This is a genomic window from Streptomyces lienomycini (genome assembly GCF_027947595.1).
Lineage (GTDB): Bacteria > Actinomycetota > Actinomycetes > Streptomycetales > Streptomycetaceae > Streptomyces > Streptomyces lienomycini.
The window spans coordinates 4432453-4458136 of the sequence record NZ_CP116257.1 but is presented as its reverse complement, the minus strand read 5'-3'; the positions used below and the strand labels follow the sequence as shown (position 1 = coordinate 4458136).

Genomic DNA, 25684 nt, shown 5'->3' with positions numbered 1-25684 from the left:
TACTCAACCTCCCCCGATCATGCACTTACTGCCCATCCGTATCTCCTCGCACACCAGCACGGCTGATGAACGGGCGTGTCCGTGATCACGTTTCACGTGCTCCGCATGTCCCACACCCTGCGGATCTTGCCGAGCGAGCGCTCCAGGGTCTCCGGCTCGACGACCTCCACCTCCACGGTGACGCCCACGCCGTCCTTGACGCCCTGTCCGATCGCCCTCGCGGCGGCCTCGCGCTGCTCTGGGCCGGCGTCGGTGCGGGCCTCGACCCGTACGGTCATGTGGTCCATGCGGCCGCGGGCGGTGAGCCGGATCTGGAAGTGCGGGGCGACGCCGGGCGTGCGCAGCACGATCTCCTCGACCTGGGTGGGGAAGACGTTCACCCCGCGCAGGATGATCATGTCGTCGCAGCGGCCGGTGACCTTCCGCATCCGGCGGAAGGCGGGCCGCGCCGTGCCGGGCAGCAGGCGGGACAGGTCGCGCGTGCGGTAGCGGATCACCGGGAGCGCCTCCTTGGTGAGGGAGGTGAAGACGACCTCCCCCTCCTCGCCCTCGGGCAGCACGGCGTCCGTGAGCGGGTCCACCACCTCGGGGTAGAAGTGGTCCTCCCAGATGTGCAGTCCGTCCTTGGTCTCGACGCACTCCTGCGCCACGCCCGGGCCGATCACCTCGGACAGGCCGTAGATGTCGACGGCGTGGATGTCCATGCGCTCCTCGATCTCGCGCCGCATCTCCTCGGTCCACGGCTCGGCGCCGAAGATGCCGACCTTCAGGGAGCTGCCGCGCGGGTCGATGCCCTGCCGCTCGAACTCGTCGAGCAGGGTGAGCAGGTAGGACGGGGTGACCATGATGATCTCGGGCCGGAAGTCCTGGATGATCTGCACCTGACGTGCCGTCTGGCCGCCGGACGCCGGGATCACCGTGCACCCGGCGCGCTCGGCGCCGTAGTGCGCGCCGAGACCTCCGGTGAACAGGCCGTAGCCGTAGGAGATGTGCACCTTGTGGCCGGGGCGGCCGCCGGCGGCGCGAATGGAACGGGCGATGACGTCGGCCCACATGGACAGGTCGTTGTCGGTGTACCCGACGACGGTGGCGCGGCCGGTGGTGCCGCTGGAGGCGTGCAGGCGCCGTACGTCCGCCATCGGGACGGCGAACATGCCGAAGGGGTAGGTCTCCCGCAGGTCGGCCTTGGTGGTGAAGGGGAACCGGGACAGGTCCGCCAGGCTGCGGCAGTCCTCGGGCGTCACCCCGGCGGCGTCGAACTTCTTGCGGTACAGCTCCACGTGGTCGTAGGCGTGCCGCAGGGTCGCGCGCAGGCGGTCGAGCTGGAGCTCACGGAGCTGCTCGCGGGTGAGCCGCTCGGCGTCGTCGAGCAGGTCGTGGGGGAGGGGCTCGCCCGGTCGGGGCGCCGGGGCCGCCCCGGTCGTCGGCTCGCTGCTCATCGCGACTCCTTCGTCGTCGTGCCCGGCGTCTCGCGCGCCGTGTCGTCCCGGGCGCTGCGGCTGCGGCCGCGGAACTCCGCGATCAGCTCGTCGCCGCGCCACACGCTCACGTCGTAGATGCCGCTGCGCCCGAACCGGGCGCGCTCCTCGGCGCGGGCGACCAGCACGTCGCCCTCGCGGGCCGGGGCGACGAAGACGATGTCGGCGCCGGCCGCGACCGTCACCGGTCCGTGGCTGTTGCAGGCGCAGGCGAAGGCGGTGTCGGCGAGCAGGAAGAGGAAGCCGCCGTGGGCGATCCGGTGCCCGTTGACCATCGCCGGGGTCACGGTCATCCTGGCCACCGCGGTCCCTTCGCCGTGCTCGACCAGCTCGATGCCCAGCCCCCGTGAGGCCTCGTCCGCGGCGAACATCACCTCCGCGGGCGTCTGCTCAGTGGCCTGCGACACCGTACCCACCACCTTGTCTCCCGACCGACCATTCGGTTAGCTCGCGGCACGGCCAAGTAATCCAGCCACGCGGCGGCGCTGTCAAGAGTGCGACGGCGGGGCCCCGGCTCTTGCCCGGCGAACGGAAACGCGACACACTGATACCGAACGAATGGTCGGTTGGGAAGCTGGTGACGATGACCACGACACACGCCGCCGAGGCACCGCCCCCGGACGCGCCGGACGGGCTCCAGGAGCACTTCGACGCGACGATCGCGCGCGACCAGCGCGTGGAGCCGCGGGACTGGATGCCCGACGGCTACCGCAAGACGCTGATCCGGCAGATCGCGCAGCACGCGCACTCGGAGATCATCGGCATGCAGCCCGAGGGCGAGTGGATCACCAGGGCGCCGTCGCTGCGCCGCAAGGCGATCCTGTTCGCCAAGGTCCAGGACGAGGCCGGGCACGGGCTCTACCTGTACTCGGCGGCCGAGACCCTCGGAGCCGACCGCGACGACCTCACCGAGCGGCTGATCGAGGGACGGCAGAAGTACTCGTCGATCTTCAACTACCCGACCCTGAGCTTCGCCGACGTCGGTGTGATCGGCTGGTTCGTGGACGGCGCCGCGATCTGCAACCAGGTGCCGCTGTGCCGCAGCTCCTACGGGCCCTACGCGCGCGCGATGGTGCGCATCTGCAAGGAGGAGTCCTTCCACCAGCGGCAGGGTTACGAGCTGCTGATGACGATGATGCGCGGCACCGACGCCCAGCGCGAGATGGTCCAGGACGCGGTGGACCGCTGGTGGTGGCCGTCCCTGATGATGTTCGGCCCGCCCGACGACGCCTCGCCCAACTCGGCGCGGTCGATGGCCTGGAAGATCAAGCGGCACAGCAACGACGAACTGCGCCGGCGCTTCGTCGACATGACCGTCCCGCAGGCCGAGAAGCTCGGCGTCACCCTGCCCGACCCGGAGCTGCGCTGGAACGAGGAGAGCGGACACCACGACTTCGGCACCCCCGACTGGGACGAGCTGATGCGCGTCATCAAGGGCGACGGCCCCTGCAACGACCGGCGGATGGAGCGGAGGCGCACCGCTCACGAGGAGGGCGCCTGGGTGCGCGAGGCGGCCACCGCCCACGCCGCCAAGCAGGCCGCCCGCGCGGAGAAGGGAGCGGCGGCATGAGCGCCGACAAGCCCCAGACGTACGAGAAGCAGGGCTGGCCGCTGTACGAGGTGTTCGTGCGGGGCAAGCGCGGACTCAACCACGTCCACGTCGGCTCGCTGCACGCCGCCGACGACGCCATGGCGCTCACCCACGCCCGCGACCTCTACACCCGGCGCAACGAGGGCGTGAGCATCTGGGTGGTGCGCTCCGAGCACATCGCCGCCTCCACCCGCGACGAGAAGGACCCCTTCTTCGCCCCCAGCGCCGACAAGGTCTACCGCCATCCGACCTTCTACGACATCCCCGACGACGTCCCCCACATCTAGGAGCAGGGCATGAGTGACGACCACGTCTACCTCACCCTGGCCGAGGGGCACGAGGACGACACCCGCTGGGCCTACGGCACCGGCTTCGAGGACCCGCTGCACGGCGTCGACACCACCGTGCCCGAGGGCGTCGACGCCGGTGAACTGGCCGCCGAGTGCGTGGCGCTCGCCGACGACGCCCTGGTGAGCGCCCAGCGGCTCGCCGAGTGGGTCACCCGCGCCCCGGAGCTGGAGGAGGAGGTGGCGCTGGCCAACATCGGCCTCGACCTCCTCGGCCAGGCCCGCCTGCTGTACTCCCGCGCCGGGCAGGTGGACGGCACCGGCCGCGGCGAGGACGCGTACGCCTACTTCCGCGATGCCGACGACTTCCGCAACATCCGCCTGGCGGAACTCCCGGGCGGCGACTTCGCGTTCGCGGTCGTGCGACTGCTGGTCCTCTCCAGCTGGCGCCTGGCCCACTTCCGGCGCCTCGAGACCCACCCCGACCCGGTGCTCGCGGCGGTCGCCGCCAAGGGCGTCAAGGAGCTGACGTACCACCGGCAGTACGCCGCCGAGTGGTGCGTGCGCCTGGGCGACGGCACCGAAGAGTCGCACCGCCGCACGCGCGCCGCGCTGGACGAGGTCGCCCCCTACCTCGGCGAACTGCACACGGCGTACGACGTACGGGACGAGGTCGCCGACGATCTGCGCCAGGTCACGGAGGCCGCCGGACTGACCCTCCCCGTCCACCGTCCGCTGCCGGGGTCCGGCCGCGCGGGCGAGCACACCGAACACCTGGCGCCGCTCCTCACCGAGCTGCAGGGCGTCGCCCGCGCCCACCCGGAGGCGACATGGTGACCGGCGGCCCCGCACTCCTGGACGCCCACCGCGCCCGGCACGTCGCCGAGCAGGTGCCCGACCCCGAGCTGCCCATGCTGACCCTCGCCGACCTCGGCGTCTTGCGCGACGTCGAGGTCGGCGAGGACGGCACCGTGGTCGCGAGCCTGACCCCCACCTACTCGGGCTGCCCGGCGATGGCCGAGATGCGGGCGGACGTCGCCGCGCGGCTGCGGCGGGCGGGATACGCGCGCGTCGAGATCCGCACCGTCCTGGACCCGCCCTGGACCAGCGACTGGATCACCGGGTCGGGCCGCCTGAAGCTCGCCGAGCACGGCATCGCCCCGCCGGGGGCCGCACCCCGAGGCCCCGTCTCCCTGGTCCTGTCGCCCACCCGGCCCGCGGTGCCCTGCCCGCGCTGCGGGTCGGCGGACACCGAGGAGACCTCCCGCTTCGCCGCCACGTCCTGCAAGGCGCTGTGGCGCTGCCGGGCCTGCCGCGAGCCGTTCGAGTACGTCAAGGAGATCTGATGGCCCCGACCGCCCCCGTCCCGGCGGCCCCGGTGCGCACCCGCCGCCGGCCCGCCTTCCACCGTCTGCGCGTCGCGGCCGTCGAGCGGCTGTGCGCGGACGCGGCGGCCGTGAGCTTCGAGATCCCGCGCGAACTGGCCGGCGAGTTCGCCTTCGCGCCCGGTCAGTCGCTCACCCTGCGGCGCGAGGTGGACGGCCGGGACGAGCGCCGCTCCTACTCGATCTGCGCACCGGCCGGCTCGGCGCCGCGCATCGGGGTGCGGGTGGTGCCGGGCGGACTGTTCTCGGCGTGGCTGGTCGAGGACGTGCGGCCGGGCGACACCGTGGAAGTGATGGCGCCCACCGGCCTCTTCACCCCCGACCTGACCGCCCCCGGCCACCACGTCCTGATCGCGGCCGGATCGGGCATCACCCCGATGGTGTCCATCGCCGAGTCGGTGCTCGCCGCCGACGACCGCTCCACCGTCACCCTCTTCTACGGCAACCGCCGCACCGACACGGTGATGTTCGCCGACGAGCTGGCCGACCTGAAGGACCTCCACCCGACCCGCTTCCACCTCGCCCACGTGCTCTCCCGCGAACCCCGCGAGGCCGAGGTGCTCTCCGGCCGCCTGGACGCCGGACGACTCTCCGCGCTGGTCGACTCCCTGGTGGACGTGCCGGCCGCCGACCACTGGTGGCTGTGCGGCCCGCAGGGCATGGTCGCCGACGCCCAGCAGGTCCTGACCGGCCTCGGCGTCCCGGCGGAGCGCGTCCACCGGGAGCTGTTCTTCGCCGACGACGAGCCCGTGCGGGAGGTCCGTCACGAGGACAGCGGTCCGCAGGGGCCCGTCAGCGAGGTCACCGTCACCCTGGACGGCCGCTCCACGACCTCCCCCCTCTCCCGGGAGCGCTCCGTCCTCGACGGCGCCCAGCAGACCCGCCCCGACCTGCCCTTCGCCTGCAAGGGCGGGGTCTGCGGAACCTGCCGGGCCCTGGTCACCGACGGGAGCGTCGACATGCGCCGCAACTACGCGCTCGAGGCGGCCGAGGTCGACGCGGGCTATGTCCTGACCTGCCAGTCGTACCCGGTCTCCGAGAAGGTGACCGTGGACTACGACAGCTGACCGGGCGTCGGTTCCCGCCCGTTCAGGCGGGGTTGCCGCCGTGGGCGAGGGTTTCCGGGCGAACACTATGAACGCAACGGCGGAAGGGGTGGCTCCGGCTCCGCCGTGTTCCTAACATCCCTGCTCGCAGCGCGACTCGCGCCGGACCGCAGCAGCAGAGCACGTACAGGAGCCGCACCTTGTCCACACCCGAAGCAGCCACGCACGACGCCCGGGTCATGCACCGCAGAAGCCGTCCGGCGGTCGTGGCCGCCGCGCTCGCCGCCGTCTTCCTCGGCACCCTCGGCAACGTCTCCGCCGCCCCCGCACGGGCGGCCGAGCGGCCGGTGACCGCCGACTGCCCGCCCGCCCTCGCCGGGAAGGCCACCTGCTACACCGGCCAGGACGCGAACGGGGCCCACTACACGATGGCCGTGCCCCACCGCTGGAACGGCTCGCTCGTCGTGCACGCCCACGGCGGCCCCGACCTCGGCGACACCTCCGACCCCGCCCGCAGCACCGAGGACCTGGAACGCTGGGCGGTGATGGTCGACCAGGGATACGCCTGGGCCGGCTCCTCCTACCGGCGCGGCGGCTACGGGGCCCGCATGGCCGCCGCCGACACCGAGAACGTGCGCCGCGTGTTCACCGACCGCTTCGGCCGCCCGGACCGCACCTACCTGCACGGCCAGTCCTGGGGCGGCAACGTCGCCGCCAAGGCCGCCGAGACCTACGGCCGGCGCCCCGGTGCCTACGACGGGGTGCTGCTGACCAACGGCGTCCTCGGCGGCGGTTCGCGCGGCTACGACTACCGCGTGGACCTGCGGGTGGTCTACCAGTACTACTGCCACAACCACCCGCGGCCGAGCGAGCCGCAGTACCCGTTGTGGCAGGGCCTGCGCGCCGGTTCCACGATGACGACCGCCGGGCTGCGCGCCCGCCTCCAGGAGTGCACGGGCTACGCCTCCGAAGCGGCGGACCGGACCGCACCGCAGCAGCGCAACCTGGACGACATCCTCGCCGTCACGGGCATCCCCGAGCGCACCCTGGAATCACATCTGAGGTTCGCCACCTTCACCTTCCGGGACATCGTGACCGACCGGCTCGGCGGGCGGAACCCCTGGAGCAACCGGGGTGTGCGCTACACCGGCTCGCACGACGACAAGGCGCTCAACGCGGGCGTCGCACGCTTCTCGGCGGACCCCACCGCACGCCGTGACCTGTCCTGGGACAGCGACCTCACCGGCAGGGTCTCCCTCCCCGTCCTCACCCTGCACGCCATCGACGACCCGACGGCGTTCGTGGAGCACGAGGCGGCCTACCGCGCCACACTCCGGGGGGCCGGACGGGACGGGAACCTCGTCCAGACCTTCACGAACGAGCACGAGCACAGCTCGCTGAGTGACTCCGAGTACGCCAACTCCCTCTCCGCGCTGGACAGCTGGGTGCGCACGGGGCACAGGCCGAGCCCGCGGGCGATCGCCGCCTCCTGCAGCGCCTTCGACGCGACGTACGGTGAGGGCTGCTTCTACGACCCCGGCTTCCAGCCCTCCGCGTACGCCTCGCGGGTGCGGCCCCGGCCGGGCGGCCTCGCCTGGCCCGCCATGACCGCCGCTCAGGAGCGGGCGTGGAGCAGGATCGAGGGCGTGGGCATCGCGCCCTAGCCCGGTTCGGCGAGTACCGCCCGGGCGGGCAGCCCCGCCCACCGCGGGAACTGTTCGGCGATCAGCCGCCGCACGAGTCGGTCGTCGAGGTCGCGTGGGGCCGGCTGCGTCCACCCTGAACCCATGGGCCTCATCCGACCCCCGGACGCGGAGGGCCGTCAAACGGTTTGCGGCCGACGAACGCCGCACCCGCCGCCGCGCCCACCGCCGTGCCCGCCGCCACCGTCAGGGTGCCCGGCAGGGACCACGTGGCCAACGGGCCGGCGACGGCCGCGCCCAGCGCGAACGCGGTGACCTTGAGGCTCGCCCCGGTGGTGAAGATCTGGCCGCGCAGCCGATCGGGGGCCTCCCGGTGCCGTACCGCGAACAGCGCGGTGAGCTGGGGGCCTTCGCCGACGCCCAGGACGAGTGCGGCCACCAGGAGGATCGCGGGCCGACCGGTGGCCGCCAGGGCCAACGCCGCCGCCTGGACCAGGGCCGAGGCCCGGACGACCGTGTCCGGGGCGAGGGCGCGCGGATGGCGGGCGAGTACGGCGTTGGCCGCGAGGGCGGAGACGGCCGCGCAGGAGAGCAGCAGGGCGCCGCGCCCGGCCGCGCCCAGAACCCGTGCGCCCAGGAGCGGGACACAGGCCGCCAGCATGCCCTGGGCGACGCAGCAGACGACCGAGGTGTACGTCGCCCGGGCGAGAAGCGGGCGCCGGACGATGACCCGGAACCCGGCGGCGAGCGCGCCGGTCACGGCGGCCGGCCGTCCCCCGGGGCCGGCCGCGGACGCGTCGGCAGGCGCCACGCGGCGGGCGCCGCCGCGGCCACCAGTGCCGCGGCGACCACGACCGCCGTGGAGGCCCCCAGGGTCACCGCCACGCCGCCGGCCAGGGCGGGACCGGCCAGGCTCGCCGCGCTGAAGGTCATCGCGTCCAGCGCGTTGGCCCGGGGCAGGTGGCCGCCCGCCGCCACCCGGGGCAACTGCGCGGTCCAGCCGCCGGAGAGCGCGGGACCCAGCAGCCCCGTGAACACCGCGAGCAGGACGGCGCAGGCCGTCGGAACGCGGCCCAGGCCGAGGAGGATCGCGATCAGTCCCGTGGCGTACAGCGCGAGCGCGCAGGCCAGGAGGCGGCCGGGCCGTGACGCCCGGTCGAGGAGGGCGCCGAGTACCGGGCCGCCGATCGCGGCGGAGACCGTGATGCCCGCGAGCAGCGACGACGCCTCCGTCGCCGATCCGGTCAGGGCGAGGCCCGCCAGCAGCAGCGCCGGCCCCGACATCTCGTCCCCGGCGCGCGCTGCCGTCGCCCCGGCCAGATACGCCCGTATCGAATAACCCTTCGGCACCGGCGAGACGGTACGGGAGTAACTCAAAACTCAGCAACATGCGTTACATTCGGCCGGTGGCCTCTCCTCTGCCCCCTCCCTCCCCTCTCTCTTCTCTCTCTCCTCTCCATGACGACTGGTCCACCAGGCACTCCGTCCTGACCACGGCCCGGCGCACCGCCGCCCTCGTCAACGCCCTCGCCGGGGACTCGCCCGACCCGGGCCAAGTCGCCGACGTGCTGCGCGCCTACGGCGAGAACGATCCCGTCGACCTCACCCCGCGCGACCTCGCCGGGATGCGCGAGGCCGCCGCCCTGCTGCGGGAGGTGTTCGCTGCGGAATCCGCCGACGCGGCCGCGCACGCGCTGAACCGCCTCCTCGGCGCGCACACGGGACCGCTCCGCCTGACGTCCCACCGGGGCGCCGCCCCCTGGCACCCCCACCTCGACCACGACGACGACGCGCCGTGGCCGCAATGGTTCCTGGCCTCGTCCTGCATGGCGCTGACGGTCCTGGTCTGGGACCGTCAGCGCCCGCCCGGCCGGGTGTGCGCGTCCGGCGGCTGCCGCAACGTCTTCATCGCCCGGGGCAGCGGTCCCGAGCGCCGTTACTGCTCGCGTCGCTGCGCGACCCGGGAGCGAGTCGCGGCGCACCGGCGCCGGGGCTGACGGGCGATCAGACGCCGAACTCCGAGGGCGGGATGTTGAGCGCCGTGCAGGCCTCGCGGATCGCGTACTGCTCGGACGGCTCGAAGGTCCCGTCGGCGCCGGCGACGACCATGCCGGTCTGGACGACGGCGCGGGCCTCCTCGGGCTTCTTGGCGGCCTTCGCGATCACCTGGAGTGCCTCGCTCCTGCCCTGCTCGAAGTTGGCGAGGAGCCGGTCCACATGCTGGTTGAACCGCTGACGGAGCTGGTCCGCCGGGAAGTTCTGCAGCACCTCGTTGGAGACGATCAGCTCCTCCACGCGCTGCCGCTCCGCCGGTTCCACCTGCCCGTCCGCCGCGGCCACCAGGGCGCACAGTGCCATGCTGGCGTCCCGGTAGGCGCCGCTCTTGAGTTCGTTCTTGGCCGAGGCGAGCTGGGACTTGAACATCCCGAGCAGCTGGGCCTTGGAACCGCCGGAGGACGAACCCGGCCTGCCGCCGGCGGTGGGGCCGTGGGATCCCTGCCCGGATCCGCTCGCTCCCCGAGTGCCCTGGGACTGCTGGAAGGTCTTGGCCTGGTCCTTGATCTTGTCCCACATCGCCACTCGTGCCACCTCGGCTTCTGTCGCTGTGCATCGGTCTGTTCCCAACCGCGGTTTCCCGCGGTCACCAGAATGAACGCGCCCGGGGGCCACACGGTTCCCCGCAGGCAAAGAAGAGGCAAAGTGCCTGGTGGTGCCGTAGTAGGCTGCGGCGGCCAGGGAGTTGTCGGTGCTCGACCGGGTGGAGGCGCAGGGTGGCTCGGCTGAAGGCGTCGTGGGCCGCCGGGACCCGGACGCCGCGTACTCGCCGTGCCTGCGCCGCGCTGCGCGCGGTGTGGTCGAGGGAGGTCGGCTGGTTCGTCGCGATCGGCGTCGTGTCGACCGGGGGACAGGCCCTGCTGTACTGGGTGCTGCGCCTGTGGTGGCCACCGGCCGTCGCCAACCTGCTCTCCCTCCTCGTGCTGACCGTCCTCAACACCGAGGCGAACCGGCGCCTGACATTCCGGCACGCCGCCACCAAACCGACCCGCGCCCACCTGGGCGCCGGCGGCCTCTTCCTGCTCGGCTACCTGCTGACCTCCGGCGCCGTGCTGTGGTTCACGCACCGGCATCCCGACGCCTCGCCCGCCGCCGAGACCGCCGTCCTCGCCGCCACGTCCCTCGCCGTCACCGTCGTACGCTTCGTCGTGCTGCGGCTGGCCGTCTTCCGCGGACCCGAGGGCCGGCGCGGCTGACGTCCGCCCGCGCCTCAGGCGCCGAAGCGGTCGCGGGACGCCTCGACGTGTCCCAGGTACTGGTGGGTCCAGTCGTACACGTACCGCGTCGTCTTCCGCAGCCCCCGTCCCGGCTCCGTGGTCACCATCGGGTTCCTCAGTCACTGAAAAGTGCGTTCTTCCATGTCAGCGGTCGCTCTCCTACGGTTCCCGAGTAACCACGAGAGAGCACATGGGCAAGGAGACAGAAGACATGGCCATCACCCTGGTGAACCCCGACGGGCTGCCGGAGGTCGACGTCTATCGGCAGGTGTCGATCGCGTCCGGATCGAAGCTGGTCTTCGTCGCCGGGCAGGTCGCCTGGAACGCCGACGGAGCCACCGTCGGCGAAGGGGACCTGACCGCGCAGGCCGAGCAGTGCTACCGCAACGTCGCCACCGCCCTGGCGGCGGCCGGCGCCTCCTTCGACGACGTGGTGAAACTCAACGTCCACGTCGTGGACTGGACGCCCGACAAGATGCCCCAGCTGCTGGAGGGCATCGCCCGGGCCGCCGACGGGCTGGGCGTGAACCCGGCCGCGCCGGCCACCCTGCTGGGTGTCGCGGCGCTGGACGTGCCCGAGCACCTGATCGAGGTGGAGGCCACCGCGGTCGTCGACTGAACGGGCCGCCACTCAGCCGCCGCTCAGCCGTCGACGGCCGTCGTGCTCGAAGCCGCCGCCGTCCCCGGCGCCGCCGCCGTGCTCGCGCGGACGACCAGGCGCGGTTCCACCGACGCCGGTTCGGGCACGGTCTCCGGCGCGGCGATGAAGCGCAGCAGATGGGCGACGGCGAGTTCGCCCATCTGCGCGAACGGCTGGGCGACGGTGGTCAGGGGCGGCGCGCAGTACTCGGCCAGCTCGATGTCGTCGACGCCGACCACGGAGATGTCCTCGGGGACGCGCCGTCCCAGTTCCCGCAGGGCCCGGACGGCGCCGAACGCCATCTCGTCGCTCGCCACGAACACCGCGGTCACGTCCGGGATCCGGCCCAGGACGAGCCCCGCCCGGTATCCCGAGGCGGGCGACCAGTCGCCCTCCAGAGGAGGCGGCGCCGTCCGCCCCGCCTCCTCGAGCGCGGCCCGCCAGCCGTCCCGCCGGCTCGCGGCCTCCAGCCACTCGGCGGGGCCCGCGAGGTGCCAGACCGTCTCGTGCCCCAGGTCCAGCAGATGCCGGACGGCCAGGCGGGCCGCCAGGGACTGGTCCACGGCCACCACCTCGGTGGCGCCGGTACGCGAACCGTCGATGGTGAGGGTCGGCGTGGCACGGGTCAGCTCTTCGAGCCGCGTGCTGCCGTTGATCAGCGGCACCGACAGGATGATGCCCTCGACGCCCTGGTCGGTGAGCCGCGACAGGGCGGTCTCGATGGCGAAGGTGTCGAGGGAGGCGGTGGTCGCGGTGCTCACCGCGTACCCGGCGCCCTGGGCGGCGCGTTCGATGCCCGAAGTGACCGCGGCGCGCGAGTAGAACGTGGACCGGAGGGTCACCACGCCGATGGTGCGGCTGCGCCCGGAGGAGAGCATGCGGGCCGCGTTGTTGCGCCGGTAGCCGAGCCGGGCCACCGCGGCCAGCACCTCGGCGCGCGTCTGCTCCCGCACGTTCGGGTGCCCGGAGAGCACCCGCGACACCGTCTGTGCGGACACCCCGGCGGCCCGGGCCACGTCCGTCATCCCCGGCGGGCGTTTCCCGCCGCCGCCCTGCTTCGTCATGCGGACCTTCCTCGATGTCGTCCCGGGATGGTATCGCCGACACCGGTCGCACCCCGTGGCTCCCACCGGCTCCGCAGTCGCGCGGCTCCCCGCGGGTGTCCTCCCGCTACTGCGGGGCCGGGCGGGCGCGGTCCTGGCCCCAGGCGCCGGCGTGACGACGGCAGTCCGCGTCGTGCCGTGCGCCGAGAGAGGTCCACCACCGTTCGCAGCAGTCGTCGGGGAGGGGAGGCCGGGCGGCCGCGGAGCGGGTGCACTCCGGGCCGTGCCCGGCGCCGTAGGAGTGCCGCCAGAACGCGCAGCACGGCTGCGGACCCGCCCCGGGCGGCCACGGCGCGCGGGGCCGGGCCAGGCGCTCGGCCCGCTGCGCGAGTACGACCTCGCGCCGGTACCGCGCGCCCTCACGCGCTGCGCACCAGGCGAACACGGCGGCGGCGTACAGACCGGGCAGGGCGAGCCAGAGGCGGTGGGTGGCCGCGTAGCCGGCGGCGGCGAGGAGGAGCACGGCGGCGGCACGGCACGCGCGGGCGGTGCGCAGGCTCGGCGTCACGGGAGACTCCCGGGGGTCGGCGGCTTCGGCGGGGGAGAGGCCTCGGGCCTCCCGTATGCCCCCGGTTCGGCGTCCTACGTCCTCGCGCCACGGCTTTCGTGCCCCCGCGGGGTGGAAAATCCGTTGCGGGCACCGGCCGCCGCCCCGGACCCTGCTCCTCATGCCCCCTGCCGACCCGCGTTCGGCCACCCTCGCCGACGCCCCCGCCATCACCGAACTCCTCAACGCGATAGACCGGATCGAGATCGGGAGCCCCGAGACCGACCAGCACACCGTCGAAGCCGACCTGAAGCATCCGCGGACCGATCCGGCCCAGGACTCGTGGCTCGCCTTCGACGACGGGCGGGCGGTGGCGTACGGACTGCTGTGGGACGAGTCCGGAGGGGAGCGCGTCGACATCGACCACTACGTGCTCCCCGACCACCAGCGGACGGGGCTGCGCATGCTGGTGGCCATGGAGGCCCGCGCCCTGGCCAAGGCCGCAGGACCCGGCAGGGCACACACGACCTACGACCGCTCCTGCCCTACGACCGCTCCTGCGCGTGGCGCCCCAGGGCCGCGCTGCGGCTCGTCGCCAGATGATGGAGGACCAGCTCCTGGACGTGGTCCACGTCGCGTGCCGCGATGGCCCGGTAGAGGGCGTCGTGTTCCAGGGCGACGGCCAGCAGGTCGTCGTGCTGGCCGAGGAGCCAGCGCAGCCGGCTGCGCAGCACGCGCTCCAGCTCGTTGAGCAGCTCGTTGGCGGCCAGGGAGACGACCGTCTCGTGGAAGGCGGCGGCCGCCCGCCGGGCCCGGACCGCGTCGTCGGCGCGGGCCGCGTCGAGTTCGGCGTCCACCGTCGCGCGCAGCCGTTCCAGCCCCTCCCGTGTGTGCCGTTGGGCGGCGAGCCGGAACCCCAGGGTCTCCAGACCCGAGCGGACCTCGTCCAGGTCGGCGATGTCGCTCGTGGTGAACTCCCGTACCACCGCCCAGGTCCGCGGCCGCGGTGTCACCAGACCCTCCGACACCAGGGTCCTGAGAGCCTCGCGCACGGGGAGCCGGCTCACCCCGAGGGACTCGGCCAGCTCCCGTTCGACCAGGCGGCTGCCGGGGCCCCGCACACCGTCGACGATCTCGTCGCGCAACCGCCGCGTGATCCGCTCGGACTCGGGCGTGAAGCCCTCTGACGCAGCCATCGCCGTCCCTCGTCTGTCTTCCCGTTCCCCGGCACGCCGACCGCGCCGTGCGGAGCGGCGGTCGGGCGGCCCGTCAGAATACCCCGGGGCGTGCGGGCGGGACGGGCGGGACGGCGCGACGAGCGGTCAGCCGGCCTGCGGGGGCCAGTTGACGATCCGCTTGGGACGCGGACGCGCGTAGGTGCGCACCTTGGACGTGGACAGGCCGAGCCGGACCAGGGACTCGGCCACCGTCACGGCGGCGGCGACGCCGTCGACCACGGGGACACCGGTACGTTCCACCACGCGTTCGGCGAGGCCCGCCATGCCCCCGCAGCCCAGGCAGATCACCTCGGCCCGGTCGTCCTCGACCGCGCGGGCGGCCTGCTCGGTGATGGCGTCCACGGCGGCCCGCTCGTCCCGCTCCAGCTCCAGGACGGCGAGCCCGCTGGCCCGCACCGAGGCGCACCTGGCGCTCAGGCCCGCCACCTCCAGCCGCTCCTCGATGAGGGGGACCGTGCGGTCGAGGGTGGTGACGACGGAGTAGCGGCGGCCGAGGTACTGCGCGGTACTCGCCGCCGCCTCGGTGATGTCGACGACGGGCACGTCGAGCAACTCCTGGAGCCCCTCCCGCCCGTGTTCGCCGTAACCGGCCTGGATCACCGCGTCGAAGGGCCCCGGGTGGGCGCGGACGGCCTCCATCACGGCGACGGCGGCGAGGTAGCTCTCGTAGTTGCCCTCGACGGACTCCGCGCCGAAGGCCGGTGTGAGCGGGACGATCTCGGTGCCCGGGGAGGCCGCGCAGGCCGCCTGCCTGCCGATCGCGTCGGTGATGGACTGCGTGGTGTTGACGTTGACCACGAGAATGCGCATGGATGGGCCTGGGCCTTCTGCTCGGACGGGGGCGTGCGGCGACGACGGCACGGTCGGCGGTGGGAGGGGGCTACTCCGCGGCGACGGCGATGGACTCGCCGTCCACGTCGCGGATCGGCGCGGCCCGGTCGGCGACGAGCGCGTAGAGCGCGGCGGCGATGATCGCGCCGACGAACCAGGAGAACCCGGCCGCGGCCTGGAAGAAGGGCACCAGGGCGACGACCACCGCGATCGCGGCGCCGGGCACGAAGGCGGCGACGGCCCGCGGGTTGTAGCCCCGCCGGTAGTGGTACTCGGCGCCCGCGTCCTCGGTGTAGAGGGCCGGCACGTTGACGCGGGACTTCCGCAGCAGCCAGTAGTCCGCCATGATCACGCCGAACAGGGGGCCGAGCGGCGCGCCGAGCCCGCCGAGGAAGTAGTTCACGACGACCGGACTGTTGTAGAGGTTCCAGGGGGTGATGACCAGGCCCAGGACCGCGCTCACCAGACCCGCGCGGCGGAAGTCGAGCCGGTGCGGGAACAGGTTGACCAGCGCGTAGATCGGCGCGACGAAGTTGGCCAGCAGGTTCACCGCGACCGTGAGAGCGATGAGGCAGAGCGAGGCGACGGCCAGCAGGAACATGTTGGGGATGGTCCGGACGATGTCCGTCGGGCTGGTGATCACGTGCCCGTCGAGGGTGAACTGGGCCCCGCTGAGGACCGCCACGATGACGGCGAAGAAGAGCATGTTCACCGGGATGCCGATCACGTTCCCCCGGACGATGGAGCCGCGGCTGCGCGCGGACCGGGTGAAGTCGCAGAAGTTGAGCACGAACGTCCCGTAGACGACCACCCACAGGGCGGCGGCCTGGAAGACCTGGAGCCACATCGCGCCGCCGGTGAGCGGATCGCCGACGGACACCGAGACCGAGCCGTCGGCCCGGACGAACATCCACACCGCGAGGGCGCACATCGTGAGCAGAGTGGTGGGCGCCGCGAAGGCCATGTACCGGCGGATCATCCGCATCCCGTAGCTGACGATGAGCACCTGGAGGGCCCACAGCGCCAGGAAGGTGATCCAGCCGAGCGTCGACTGGCCGAGCAGGGAGTTCGTGTCCAGGGAGGCCAGGGAGGGGAACATGGCCACCAGCAGGGCGCTCAGTACCGCGGACGCCAGATAAGTCTGGATACCAAACCAGGCGATGGCCACGGCGCCGCGCACGGCCGCCGGAATCTTCGCTCCCCTGACGCCGAACGCGATCCGGCTCATGACGGGGAACGGAACGCCCGTCTTGTGACCCATGAACCCGGACAGCGTGAGCAGGAGGAAGAGCAGGACCGAGGCGAGCGCGAAGGCGGCGAGGATGCCCCACACGTTCAGCCCGAGGGCGAACAGGCCGATGGCGAAGGCGTAATTGCCCAGGCTGTGCACGTCGTTGGCCCACAGGGTGAAGACGTTGTAGGCGCCCCAGCGGCGTCCTTCCCGCTTCGTCGGGGCCAGGTCGTACGTGTAGAGGCCGGGGCTGGTGGCGGTGTCGCTGGTCTCCGCGGACGAGCGGCGGTCTTCCAGGGCAGTCATACGGGACTCCTGGGATCAGGGTGCGGGGCGTCGGAGAGTTTCACAAAGCGGAAGCGGCTTTCCGGTGAACAGAACGTAGTTTTCGCCAAACCGCACCGTCAAGAGGTCTGCGGCAAATGGAATACCATTTTTGGTCCTGTTGGCAGCCTCAGGGGCCGGTGTTCTCCCGGGTCGACGACCGGGGCGTGTTCGGGCCCGGCCACCACGCCAAGGCCACGTCGGTGAACACCCACGGGTCCGCACCACCCGGGCGCGGAAGTTCACCTGGCGGGCCGACGGCGCCCCCGGCTTCGGCCGCCCGCTCGCGAGGGGCGCCACCCACGGCCTGCCCGCCGGCGACCCCGGTTCCGGCAACTACTGGATCAACGACGACGGCCGCTCCGGCGGCGCGGGGAGCGTCACCTGCCACTCGATCCGCGTCGGTGAAGCGGTGCGGTACGTCCGTCCGCGGCTCGCCGAGGGGCGCCACACCCCGCGCGTCCGGGGCACGGGCGAGCGCAACTCCCAGTCGGGGGCGTCCTTCGGCGGCGTCGACCGCGCCGAGATCGGCACGAACCGGCCCCGCCGCATCCGCGCCCGCGTCCGCCCCCGGCGGAACGGCCCCTCAGCGCGGCTCGTGGCCCTCCGTGCTCTCCCGAAGGACGAGCCGGTGGGCCACGATGCGGTCCTGGGGCGCCTGCACGCCGGCCTGCGCACTCGCCGACGCACTCGCCGACGCCCCCGGCCCCGGCCCGGCGCCGTCCCGCCCGCCGTCCGGTGCCGTCGCCTCCTCGATGCGGTGCTGGAGCAGTTGCACGGCGACCTTGGCCACCGCCGCCTTGTCCGGAGCCACCGTGCTCAGGGTCGGGACGCTGAACCGCCCGCCCTCCACGTCGTCGAAGCCGATCACCGCGACGTCCTCGGGCACCCTGGCCCCGTGCTCGTGCAGGGCCCGCAACGCGCCCAGGGCCAACTGGTCGTTGAGGCAGAGCAGCGCGTCCGGCCGCGCGCCCTCCCGCAGCGCCCGCGCCACGGCCCGCGCCCCGTCGGGCATCCGGAAGGAGTCGACCGGCAGCAGAGCGGCCGGATCGAAGGCGATGCCCGCCTCCGCCAGGGCGGCACGGTAGCCCCGCGTGCGGGCCTGCGCCGTCCCCAGACCCGCGTCGTCGCGCCCCCCGACGGCCAGGACGGCACGGCGGCCGAGCCCGATCAGATGGCGGGTCGCCTCGCGCGCGGCGCTCTCGTTGTCGATGGCCACATGGTCGGCACCCTCCTCCAGCAGCTCCCCGAGCAGCACCGTGGGAGGAAAACCCGTGCGGTCCCGCAGGTCGTCGGCGGTCAGAGCGAGCGGACTGAGGATGATCCCGTCCACGAAGGTGGAGCCGAACCCGGCCAGCGCCGCCAGCTCGTGGGCGCGGTCCGCCCCCGACTGATGGATCAGCACCGTCAGGGACCGCTCCTCGGCCTCGCGGATGACATGCCGGGCCAGCTCCGCGAAGTACGGTATGTCCAGTTCCGGGACGACGAGCGCGATGATGCCGGTTCTGCCCTTGCGCAGGTGACGGCCCGCCAGGTTCACCCGGTAACCGAGGTGTTCGATGGCCTCCCGCACCACCTGCCTGGTCCGGTCGGAGACATGGGCGTAGTCGTTGATGACATTGGACACCGTCTTCTCCGAAACGCCCGCATGACGTGCGACGTCCTTGATCCTGGGCCGTGCCACCGAGACCTCCCTGCCTCTTCCGCGCTGCCCGAGTCTATGTCCCGGTGCGGGGGAGGACTTCGGTACGGCCCCACTTCCACTCGGCTTCCACGCAGCTCTTTACAGCCAATGTACATCGATGTAAAAACTAGCCACCGCATGAGCTCCGGCCGTCGAAAGGTCCGCGATGAGTTCCCGTTTGCCTGCCCAGGGGGTGCCGGCCGTGTCCGACCCGGTCCGCCGCCCCAGTCGCCGCCGGTTGCTGCGCCACGCCGTGGCCGGGGCGGGGGCCCTGCTCGCCGCGGGCCCGCTGTCCGGCTGCGCCTCACCGGCCTCCGCCTCCGGAGCGTCCTCGCTGAGCGTCTGGGACCTGTTCCAGGGCGGCGACGGCATGCTCATGGACGACATGATCGAGGCCGTGTCCAAGGGGGCCCGGGGAGCCAAGGGCTTCGACATCGACCGGACGATCCTGGACTGGGGCCCGTCGTACTACACCAAGCTCGCCATGTCCGCGGCCGGCGGCCGGGCCTCCGACGTGGCCGCCATGCACCTGTCCCGGCTGGCGGGCTACGCGCCCGGCGGCCTGGTGGACGCCTTCGACCTGGACCTGCTCGCCGAGTACGGCGTCACGGCCGAGGACTTCACCCCGGCCGTGTGGTCGCGCACCCAGTACGAGGGGACCGTCTACGCCATCCCGCTGGACGTCCACCCCTTCATCGTGTTCTACGACAAGAAGGCCGCGGACGAGGCCGGGCTGCTGGACGCCTCCGGCGAACTGGCACCCATGGGCTCGCCCGAGGCCCTGCTGGACGCGGGCAAGGCCCTCGCCGAGGCGACCGGGGAGGCGGGCATCCTGTTCGGCCACGTCACCGACACGGCACAGACCTGGCGCCTGTTCGCCGGCCTCTACGCCCAGACCGGCGCCGCGTTCGACCTGCCCGACGGCGGCCCCCCGAAGATCGACGTCGACGCCGCCGTACGCGTCGTCACCCTCATGACGCGGCTCTTCGACGGGAAGACCAACCCCAACAACCTGGACTACAACGGCGCGCTGGCCGCCTTCTCCAGCGGCCGCGGCGGCATGGCGATGCTCGGCGAGTGGGAGCTGCCGACGCTGAGGAAGTCCGGCATGGAGCTGGGCGCCGCGCCCTTCCCGCAGGTCTTCGAGAAGCCCGCCGTCTACACCGACAGCCACAGCTTCGTCCTCCCGCACCAGAACAGCCCCGACCCGGCCCGGCGCCGCGAGGCCCACCGCTACGTCGCGCAGATACTCAAGCAGAGCCTCACCTGGGCGAGCGCCGGCCACATCCCCGCGTACCAGCCCGTCCTCGCCGAGCCCGAGTACGCGGCGCTCGACCCGCAGTCCTCCTACGCCGACGCCGCGAAGGTCGCGGTGCTCGACCCGCCCAACTGGTTCGCCGGCGCCGGTTCGAACTTCCAGAACCGGATGTGCCAGCCGCTCCAGTCGGCGCTCCTGGGCAACACCACCCCCGAGAAGGCGGTGCGGCAGATGGTCCACGAGGCGGACACGCTGCTGCGGCAGCCCAACCCGGTGGCCTGACCAGCGAAAGGAGTGACCGACATGACCACCACCGCACCCCTCGGCACCGAGGAGCGGACCGGCTCGCCCGCTGCTCCGGCGGACGGCCGCCGCACCGCCCTCGGCCGCATACGCTCCGGCAACGGGCTCGTGTTCGTCCTGCCGTTCTTGCTCGTGTTCGGCCTCTTCATGGTGTGGCCGATCGTGCAGGGCCTGTGGATGAGCTTCACCGACAGCTCGCTCGCCCTGCGCGACACGAACTTCGTCGGCTTCGACAACTACACCGAGGCCTTCGGCGACGCCGACGTGTGGAGCAGCCTCGGCAACACCGTCTTCTTCACCGTCATCTCGAGCGTCCCCCTCGTACTGGCCGCGCTCGCGATGGCCCTGCTGGTGCACAGCGGACTCGCCGGGCAGTGGGCGTGGCGACTGTCGTTCTTCGCCCCCTACCTGCTGCCCGTGACCGTCGTGACCATGATCTGGACCTGGCTGTACCAGCCCGAACTGGGCATGGCCAACCAACTCCTCGACACCCTCGGCATGGAACCGGTGGGCTGGCTGTCCGACGAGTCCGTCGCCATGTGGTCCGTCGCCGCCCTCACCGTCTGGTGGACGGTCGGCTTCAACTTCCTGCTCTACCTGGCCGCGCTCCAGTCCCTGCCGACGACCTTCGACGAGGCCGCCGCCCTCGACGGGGCCGGTGCCTGGCGCCGCCTGTGGTCCATCACCCTGCCGCAACTGCGCAGGACCACAGGGCTGGTGGCCATGCTGCAGGTCCTGGCCTCCCTCAAGGTGTTCGACCAGATCTACATCCTCACCAAGGGCGGCCCCAACGGGTCCACCCGGCCCGTCCTCGAGTACGTCTACGACATCGGCTTCACCGGCTACCGCCTCGGCTACGCCTCCGCCGTCTCGTACCTGTTCTTCGCCCTGATCGTCGTCGTCTCGCTCGTGCAGCTCCGCCTCTTCCGCCGGGAGGACTGACCGTGTCCGCAACCGCCACCCCCCTCCGTCCCCGGCGCCGTCCACCCCGCGAAGCGGCCGGCTCCCCCCTGCTCCTCGGCCACGGACGGCTGCCCCGCGTCCTGGCCGCAACAGCACTCGTCGTCCTGGCCGTCCTGTGGCTGCTGCCGTTCCTGTGGGCGGTCATCACCTCCGTGCAGAGCGAGGAGGACATCAACACCAGCGGGCTGTCCCCGTTCAAGGGCGCCTTCACCCTGGACGCCTACCAGCAGATACTGGAACGCGGCAACGTCACCGTCTGGGCGTTCAACAGCTTCCTGATCGCCGGACTGGTCACGCTGATCACCGTGGTCGTCTCCACCCTCGCGGCGTACGGATTCTCACGCGGCACCTTCCGCGGCCGCCGGGCACTGCTCGGCGTCACCGTCGCCGCCATCATGGTCCCGCCGCAACTGCTCGTCGTGCCGCTGTTCGACCAGATGACCCTGTTCCACATGGTCGACACCTACGCGGCGGTCATCCTGCCCCAGGTGGTCGCCCCGATGATGGTGTTCATCCTCAAGCGGTTCTTCGACGCCATCCCCAAGGAGCTGGAGGAGGCGGCCCGGATCGACGGCGCCTCCGAGTTCCGGGTCTTCCGGTCGATCGTCCTGCCGCTCTCGCGGCCGATCGTGGCCGCCGTGGCGATCTTCGTCTTCATCGGTGCCTGGAACAACTTCATGTGGCCGTTCATCGTCACCAACGACTCCGACCTGATGACCCTCCCGGTGGGCCTGGCCACCGTGAAGGACGCCTACGGCATCCAGTACGCGCAGTCCATGGCCTCCGCCCTGCTGGCCGCGCTGCCGCTGATCGTGGTCTTCCTCCTCTTCCAGCGCCGCATCGTCAACTCCGTGGCCACCACCGGCCTCGGCGGTTCCTGACCCTTCACCGCCGTACCCACAAGCTCGGCGCCCGCGCGCCCGGCCCACCGATCGACTGGAGCATGTGTGCCCACTCACTCCGTACCGCGCCCGGAGTACCCGCGACCGCAGTTCGTGCGCCGCGACTGGCTCAACCTGAACGGCGCCTGGCAGTTCGAGACCGACCGGGGGGACAGCGGGCTCGAACGCGGTCTGCTCGACCGCGAGCTGCGTGACGAGATCCTCGTCCCCTTCCCGCCCGAGTCCGAGCTGTCCGGCATCGGCGACACCGACTTCCTCGAGGCCGTCTGGTACCGGCGGGTCCTGACCCTGCCCGCCGCCTGGGCCGGACGCCGGGTACTGCTGCACTTCGGCGCCGTCGACCACGACACCACCGTGTGGGCCGACGGCAGGGAGGTCGCCCGCCACCGCGGCGGCTTCACCCCCTTCACCGCCGACCTCGGCGACATCGCCGGGGCGGGGGAGGAGGTCGTGATCACCGTCCGGGCCCGCGACCCCAAGTCCGGCCCCCAGGCGCGCGGCAAGCAGGCGGTCAAGTACGCCAACCACGACTGCAACTACACCCGGGTCACCGGCATCTGGCAGACCGTCTGGCTCGAACCGGTCCCCGAAGCGCACCTGCGCCGCCCCCGGATCACCCCCGACCTGGCCGGCTCCGCCTTCCACCTCGAACTGCCCCTGTCCACCAACCGCCCCGGGCACCGGGTTCGCGCGGTCCTCGGAGACGTGGACGGCGAGGTGAGCCGCGCCGAGGCACGCGCCGACCTGGACCTCGCCCCGCGCCTGCACCTGCCGGTGCCCGACGACCGGCGGCGCGAGTGGGGGCCCGAGGACCCGCACCTGTACGACCTGCGCCTCGAACTCCTCGACGCCGCGGGGCAGGTGGTCGACAGTGTCGAGAGCTACGCCGGACTGCGCGCCGTCGGGCTGCGGGGCAAGGCCGTCCTGCTCAACGGGCGCCCGCTCTTCCAGCGCCTCGTCCTCGACCAGGGCTGGTACCCGGACGGCCTGATGACCGCCCCGACCGACGAGGCACTGGTCAGGGACATCGAACTGGCCATGGCGGCCGGCTTCAACGGGGCCCGGCTGCACCAGAAGGTCTTCGAGGAGCGCTTCCTCCACCACGCCGACCGCCTCGGCTACCTGGTCTGGGGCGAGTTCGGCGACTGGGGCTGCGAGGTCGGAGGCTCCTCGGGCGACAACCAGAAACCCGACGCCTCCTACGTCGCCCAGTGGCTGGAGGCGGTGGAACGCGACTACTCGCACCCCTCGATCGTCGGCTGGTGCCCGCTCAACGAGACCTACCAGAAGCTGCACGACCGCGTCACGCAGCTCGACGACGTGACCCGCGCCATGTTCCTGGCCACCAAGGCCATGGACACCACCCGCCCCGTCGTCGACGCGTCCGGCTACGCCCACCGGGTCGCCGAGACCGACATCTACGACTCCCACCACTACGAGCAGGACCCCGCCGCCTTCCGGCAGTTGATGTCCGGCCTCGCCAAGGACACGCCGTTCGTCAACACCCACGAGAGCGGCGCCCCCTACTCCCAGCCCTACCGGGGGCAGCCGTACTTCGTCAGCGAGTTCGGCGGCATCTGGTGGGACCCGGAGGCGGCCGCCGCGCAGTCCGGTGAGGACCGCACCGTCTCCTGGGGCTACGGGGAGCGGGTCCGGGGCGAGGACGAGTTCCACGAGCGGTTCAGCGGCCTCACCGACGTGCTGCTGGGCGACCGGAACATGTTCGGCTACTGCTACACCCAGTTGACCGACGTCTTCCAGGAGCAGAACGGCATCTACCGCTTCGACCGGGGCGAGAAGCTCGACATCGCCCGGGTCCGCGCCGCCCAACTGCGCCCGGCGGCGATCGAGGAGCCGGAGGCCTAGCCTCTCCCGGGCCGGGGGCGGCGCGTCCCGCCTCCGGCCCGGGCACCCGCGATCAGACGGGACGGTCGCCCTCGATGGCGACGCGTTCGGCGACGCGGCGCTCGGAGCCGTAGTCGCCCACCGCGTAGTGCTGGGTGGCGCGGTTGTCCCAGAAGGCGACGTCGCCGGGCTGCCAGCGCCAGCGCACCTGGTACTCCGGCACGTGCGCCTGCTGGAAGAGGAACCGCAGCAGCCGGTCGCTCTCGTCGCGGTCCACGCCGGTGATGCGGGTGGTGAACGAGGCGTTGACGAAGAGCATGCGCCGCCCCGTCTCGGGGTGGGTGCGCACGACGGGATGCTCCACGGGCGGGAAGAGGTCCTGGTGCGGCAGCAGCCGCTCGGGTCCGTAGAACCGCGCGAAGCCGGGGATGAAGTCGTGGACGGCGCGGGCGCCGTCGACGCGTTCCCTCACCTCCGGGGGCAGGTTGTCGTAGGCCGCCGCCATGTCCGCCCACATCGTGTCCCCGCCGAACGGCGGCACCTCGCGCAGTTGGAGCACCGCCCCGAGCGCGGGCCGTTCCCGGAAGGTGACGTCGGTGTGCCACACGTTCTCGTACGTCGGCGCGGCCCCCGCGCCCTTGTCGAACCGGACGACGTCGTCACTGGAACCGGCGGCGAGCAGCGGGTTGGTCTCCAGGGCGCCCCAGTTGCGTGCGAAGTCCCGCTGCCGGCCGGAGGTGAGGTGCGCGCCGCGGAAGAACAGCACCTTCCACTCCAGCAGCGCGCGGTTCAACTCCTCGCGCAGCGCGAGAGTGAGCGGGCGGGAGAGGTCGGCCCCCCGGATCTCCGCGCCGATGGTGCGAGCCTGCGGGACGACCTCGAAGAGTTCGTAGGGCCGTTCCTCCCAGCCCTCGGGCAGTCGGCGCAGCGTGCGCCGGCCCTCGTACATTCCGTCCCCCGGGATGCGTGCTTCGCGCAGGACGGTGTTCGGGCCGACGGCCGTGACGGACATGGGAGTCCTCCCCTTGGTGTGACGGGACGCGTGGAATCCGGCCGGAGGGCGGCGCGAGGCCACCGGCGAACGGCCGGGGTGAACGAAGGTGCTACGGGTGCTCCGGACCGTGGGCCGGAGGGAATGCCGACGGGCTACGACGCGACGGGCGTCGGGCGGTCGGTGCGGAGAAGGCCGCTAGAGGCCGGAACGCTCACAGCCGGTTCGCTCGGGCACGCGGCAACACTCCGCCGTGGTGCCGAACCGGTATGTGGTCATGGCACCGATTGTGTGATCTTTCCCCGTCCGTGTCAATGGGGTCACTCGGGGTGCGGAACGAAGGGGAGCAGGACGTCGCCCTCGGGCTGGACGACTCCGTAGCTGCCCTCGGGCACCCTGTTCCAGACGCCGGGCAGGTCTCCCAGCGGTTCCGACACGATGAGGCGGCTGTTGTCGGACGCCTCCTTGAGGAAGGGCAGGTCGGGGTGGAGCGCGCGCAGGCTCTCCACCCGGCTGCTGTAGTAGAGCGAACGCGACCGGCCCTGGCTGGAGTAGCGGAAGGCCCACAGCCGTCGTCCGTCGGTCACGGCGACCGTCATCTGCAGCGGGAACTCCACACCGTGTTCGTGGCCGATCTCCTCCACCAGCCCCGCCATCCGGGCCACGGCCGCGGGAGGGTCGTCCTCCAGGCCGAGCGTGAGCGCCAGGTAGAACATCATCTCGGAGTCCGTCGACCCCTCGATGTCGAGGAAGAGCCGCGGATCGACGGCCAGCGCGAGGTCCCGCCGCAGCCGGTGGAAGTCGGCGATCGCCCCGTTGTGCATCCACATCCAGCGGCCGTGGCGGAACGGATGGCAGTTGGTCTGCTGCACCGCGCTGCCCGTCGAGGCCCGGATGTGCGCGAAGAACAGGGGCGAGCGGACGTGGCTCGCGATCTCCCGCAGATTGCGGTTGCTCCAGGCCGGCCCGATCTCCCTGACGATCGCGGGTGTCGTCATCTCCGGCCCGAACCAGCCGATGCCGAACCCGTCCCCGTTCGTCGTCTCCACGCCCATGCGGGCGTGCAGGCTCTGGTCGATGAGCGAGTGCTCGGGCTGGTAGAGGAAGGACTCCAGGAGTACGGGCGTTCCCGAGTAGGCGAGCCATCGGCACATCGCTGTGTCGCCTCCCTGGTGGCTGGTG

At 72.4% G+C, this 25684-nt stretch carries 25 protein-coding genes and 1 pseudogene; 13 read left to right on the top strand and 13 right to left on the bottom strand.

Annotation, left to right across the window (positions count from 1 at the left end):
- Positions 1 to 92: 92 nt before the first annotated feature.
- Together paaK and paaI are read right to left on the bottom strand one after the other, a co-directional pair.
- Positions 93 to 1439, bottom strand: coding sequence for a phenylacetate--CoA ligase PaaK (gene paaK, locus BJ961_RS20155; RefSeq protein ID WP_271414179.1), 1347 nt, complete (start codon positions 1437 to 1439; stop codon positions 93 to 95).
- Positions 1436 to 1885 (bottom strand): hydroxyphenylacetyl-CoA thioesterase PaaI, encoded by a 450-nt coding sequence (gene paaI, locus BJ961_RS20150; protein ID WP_271414178.1) that lies wholly within the window; start codon positions 1883 to 1885, stop codon positions 1436 to 1438. Before paaI ends, paaK begins: the two co-directional genes overlap by 4 nt.
- Before the next feature lie 176 nt (positions 1886 to 2061).
- Between paaI and paaA the strand changes: the two genes are divergently transcribed.
- The 6 genes from paaA to BJ961_RS20120 all read left to right on the top strand — a co-directional run bounded on the left by paaA (position 2062) and on the right by BJ961_RS20120 (position 7451).
- Complete coding sequence (gene paaA, locus BJ961_RS20145) at positions 2062 to 3048, top strand: 1,2-phenylacetyl-CoA epoxidase subunit PaaA (protein WP_164386001.1); 987 nt, start codon at positions 2062 to 2064, stop codon at positions 3046 to 3048.
- Positions 3045 to 3356, top strand: a complete 312-nt coding sequence (paaB, locus tag BJ961_RS20140; RefSeq protein WP_271414177.1) for a 1,2-phenylacetyl-CoA epoxidase subunit PaaB — start codon at positions 3045 to 3047, stop codon at positions 3354 to 3356. The genes paaA and paaB overlap by 4 nt, the downstream gene beginning before the upstream one ends.
- Positions 3357 to 3365: 9 nt before the next feature.
- Positions 3366 to 4193 carry a 1,2-phenylacetyl-CoA epoxidase subunit PaaC gene (gene paaC / locus BJ961_RS20135; protein ID WP_271414176.1) on the top strand — a complete coding sequence of 276 codons (828 nt, stop codon included), beginning with the start codon at positions 3366 to 3368 and terminating at the stop codon, positions 4191 to 4193.
- Positions 4187 to 4702 (top strand): 1,2-phenylacetyl-CoA epoxidase subunit PaaD, encoded by a 516-nt coding sequence (paaD, locus tag BJ961_RS20130; RefSeq protein ID WP_271414175.1) that lies wholly within the window; start codon positions 4187 to 4189, stop codon positions 4700 to 4702. The genes paaC and paaD overlap by 7 nt, the downstream gene beginning before the upstream one ends.
- A complete protein-coding gene (paaE, locus tag BJ961_RS20125; protein ID WP_271414174.1) occupies positions 4702 to 5808 on the top strand; it encodes a 1,2-phenylacetyl-CoA epoxidase subunit PaaE in 1107 nt (368 codons plus the stop codon). The genes paaD and paaE overlap by 1 nt, the downstream gene beginning before the upstream one ends.
- Positions 5809 to 5987: 179 nt before the next feature.
- On the top strand, positions 5988 to 7451 hold the full coding sequence (locus BJ961_RS20120; RefSeq protein ID WP_381160805.1) for an alpha/beta hydrolase family protein: 1464 nt from the start codon (positions 5988 to 5990) through the stop codon (positions 7449 to 7451).
- On the opposite strand, the gene BJ961_RS20115 is transcribed toward BJ961_RS20120, so the two are convergent.
- On the bottom strand, positions 7448 to 7576 hold the full coding sequence (locus BJ961_RS20115; protein ID WP_271414173.1) for a hypothetical protein: 129 nt from the start codon (positions 7574 to 7576) through the stop codon (positions 7448 to 7450). The genes BJ961_RS20120 and BJ961_RS20115 overlap by 4 nt on opposite strands.
- Before the next feature lie 5 nt (positions 7577 to 7581).
- Positions 7582 to 8780: pseudogene (locus BJ961_RS36180) on the bottom strand (MFS transporter).
- A gap of 38 nt (positions 8781 to 8818) precedes the next feature.
- Between BJ961_RS36180 and BJ961_RS20105 the strand changes: the two are divergent.
- The gene (locus BJ961_RS20105) at positions 8819 to 9427 is read left to right on the top strand and encodes a CGNR zinc finger domain-containing protein (RefSeq protein WP_271414172.1); all 609 of its coding nucleotides are present in this window, start codon (positions 8819 to 8821) and stop codon (positions 9425 to 9427) included.
- 7 nt (positions 9428 to 9434) lie between these two features.
- On the opposite strand, the gene BJ961_RS20100 is transcribed toward BJ961_RS20105, so the two are convergent.
- Positions 9435 to 10010, bottom strand: coding sequence for a tellurite resistance TerB family protein (locus BJ961_RS20100; protein ID WP_271417108.1), 576 nt, complete (start codon positions 10008 to 10010; stop codon positions 9435 to 9437).
- Between the two features lie 191 nt (positions 10011 to 10201).
- On the opposite strand from BJ961_RS20100, the gene BJ961_RS20095 reads away from it, so the two are divergent.
- On the top strand, positions 10202 to 10681 hold the full coding sequence (locus BJ961_RS20095) for a GtrA family protein (protein ID WP_271414171.1): 480 nt from the start codon (positions 10202 to 10204) through the stop codon (positions 10679 to 10681).
- 232 nt (positions 10682 to 10913) lie between these two features.
- Positions 10914 to 11321: a RidA family protein gene (locus tag BJ961_RS20090; protein WP_271414170.1), complete on the top strand. Its 408-nt coding sequence runs from the start codon at positions 10914 to 10916 to the stop codon at positions 11319 to 11321.
- Between the two features lie 23 nt (positions 11322 to 11344).
- Here the strand turns inward: BJ961_RS20090 and BJ961_RS20085 are convergent, their stop codons facing one another.
- From BJ961_RS20085 to BJ961_RS20055, 6 genes are all read right to left on the bottom strand, one after another.
- Positions 11345 to 12406 carry a LacI family DNA-binding transcriptional regulator gene (locus BJ961_RS20085; RefSeq protein WP_271414169.1) on the bottom strand — a complete coding sequence of 354 codons (1062 nt, stop codon included), beginning with the start codon at positions 12404 to 12406 and terminating at the stop codon, positions 11345 to 11347.
- A gap of 106 nt (positions 12407 to 12512) precedes the next feature.
- Positions 12513 to 12953 carry a hypothetical protein gene (locus tag BJ961_RS20080; RefSeq protein ID WP_271414168.1) on the bottom strand — a complete coding sequence of 147 codons (441 nt, stop codon included), beginning with the start codon at positions 12951 to 12953 and terminating at the stop codon, positions 12513 to 12515.
- 524 nt (positions 12954 to 13477) lie between these two features.
- Positions 13478 to 14128: a GntR family transcriptional regulator gene (locus tag BJ961_RS20070; protein WP_271414167.1), complete on the bottom strand. Its 651-nt coding sequence runs from the start codon at positions 14126 to 14128 to the stop codon at positions 13478 to 13480.
- A 126-nt stretch (positions 14129 to 14254) separates the two neighbouring features.
- A complete protein-coding gene (locus tag BJ961_RS20065; protein ID WP_271414166.1) occupies positions 14255 to 14980 on the bottom strand; it encodes an aspartate/glutamate racemase family protein in 726 nt (241 codons plus the stop codon).
- Between the two features lie 70 nt (positions 14981 to 15050).
- Complete coding sequence (locus BJ961_RS20060) at positions 15051 to 16538, bottom strand: NCS1 family nucleobase:cation symporter-1 (RefSeq protein ID WP_271414165.1); 1488 nt, start codon at positions 16536 to 16538, stop codon at positions 15051 to 15053.
- A 604-nt stretch (positions 16539 to 17142) separates the two neighbouring features.
- A complete protein-coding gene (locus BJ961_RS20055; RefSeq protein WP_271414164.1) occupies positions 17143 to 18240 on the bottom strand; it encodes a LacI family DNA-binding transcriptional regulator in 1098 nt (365 codons plus the stop codon).
- Positions 18241 to 18406: 166 nt separating this feature from the next.
- Here BJ961_RS20055 and BJ961_RS20050 point away from each other — a divergent pair, with 166 nt between their 5' ends.
- The 4 genes from BJ961_RS20050 to BJ961_RS20035 all read left to right on the top strand — a co-directional run bounded on the left by BJ961_RS20050 (position 18407) and on the right by BJ961_RS20035 (position 23532).
- Positions 18407 to 19780, top strand: coding sequence for an extracellular solute-binding protein (locus BJ961_RS20050; RefSeq protein WP_271414163.1), 1374 nt, complete (start codon positions 18407 to 18409; stop codon positions 19778 to 19780).
- A 21-nt stretch (positions 19781 to 19801) separates the two neighbouring features.
- A complete protein-coding gene (locus BJ961_RS20045; protein WP_271414162.1) occupies positions 19802 to 20743 on the top strand; it encodes a carbohydrate ABC transporter permease in 942 nt (313 codons plus the stop codon).
- A 2-nt stretch (positions 20744 to 20745) separates the two neighbouring features.
- Positions 20746 to 21645 carry a carbohydrate ABC transporter permease gene (locus tag BJ961_RS20040; RefSeq protein WP_271414161.1) on the top strand — a complete coding sequence of 300 codons (900 nt, stop codon included), beginning with the start codon at positions 20746 to 20748 and terminating at the stop codon, positions 21643 to 21645.
- Positions 21646 to 21711: 66 nt separating this feature from the next.
- A complete protein-coding gene (locus tag BJ961_RS20035; protein ID WP_271414160.1) occupies positions 21712 to 23532 on the top strand; it encodes a glycoside hydrolase family 2 protein in 1821 nt (606 codons plus the stop codon).
- A 52-nt stretch (positions 23533 to 23584) separates the two neighbouring features.
- Here BJ961_RS20035 and BJ961_RS20030 read toward each other — a convergent pair whose 3' ends face one another.
- Positions 23585 to 24523, bottom strand: a complete 939-nt coding sequence (locus BJ961_RS20030) for a TauD/TfdA dioxygenase family protein (protein ID WP_271414159.1) — start codon at positions 24521 to 24523, stop codon at positions 23585 to 23587.
- 299 nt (positions 24524 to 24822) lie between these two features.
- A complete protein-coding gene (locus BJ961_RS20025; protein WP_271414158.1) occupies positions 24823 to 25656 on the bottom strand; it encodes a class II glutamine amidotransferase in 834 nt (277 codons plus the stop codon).
- Positions 25657 to 25684 lie beyond the last annotated feature (28 nt).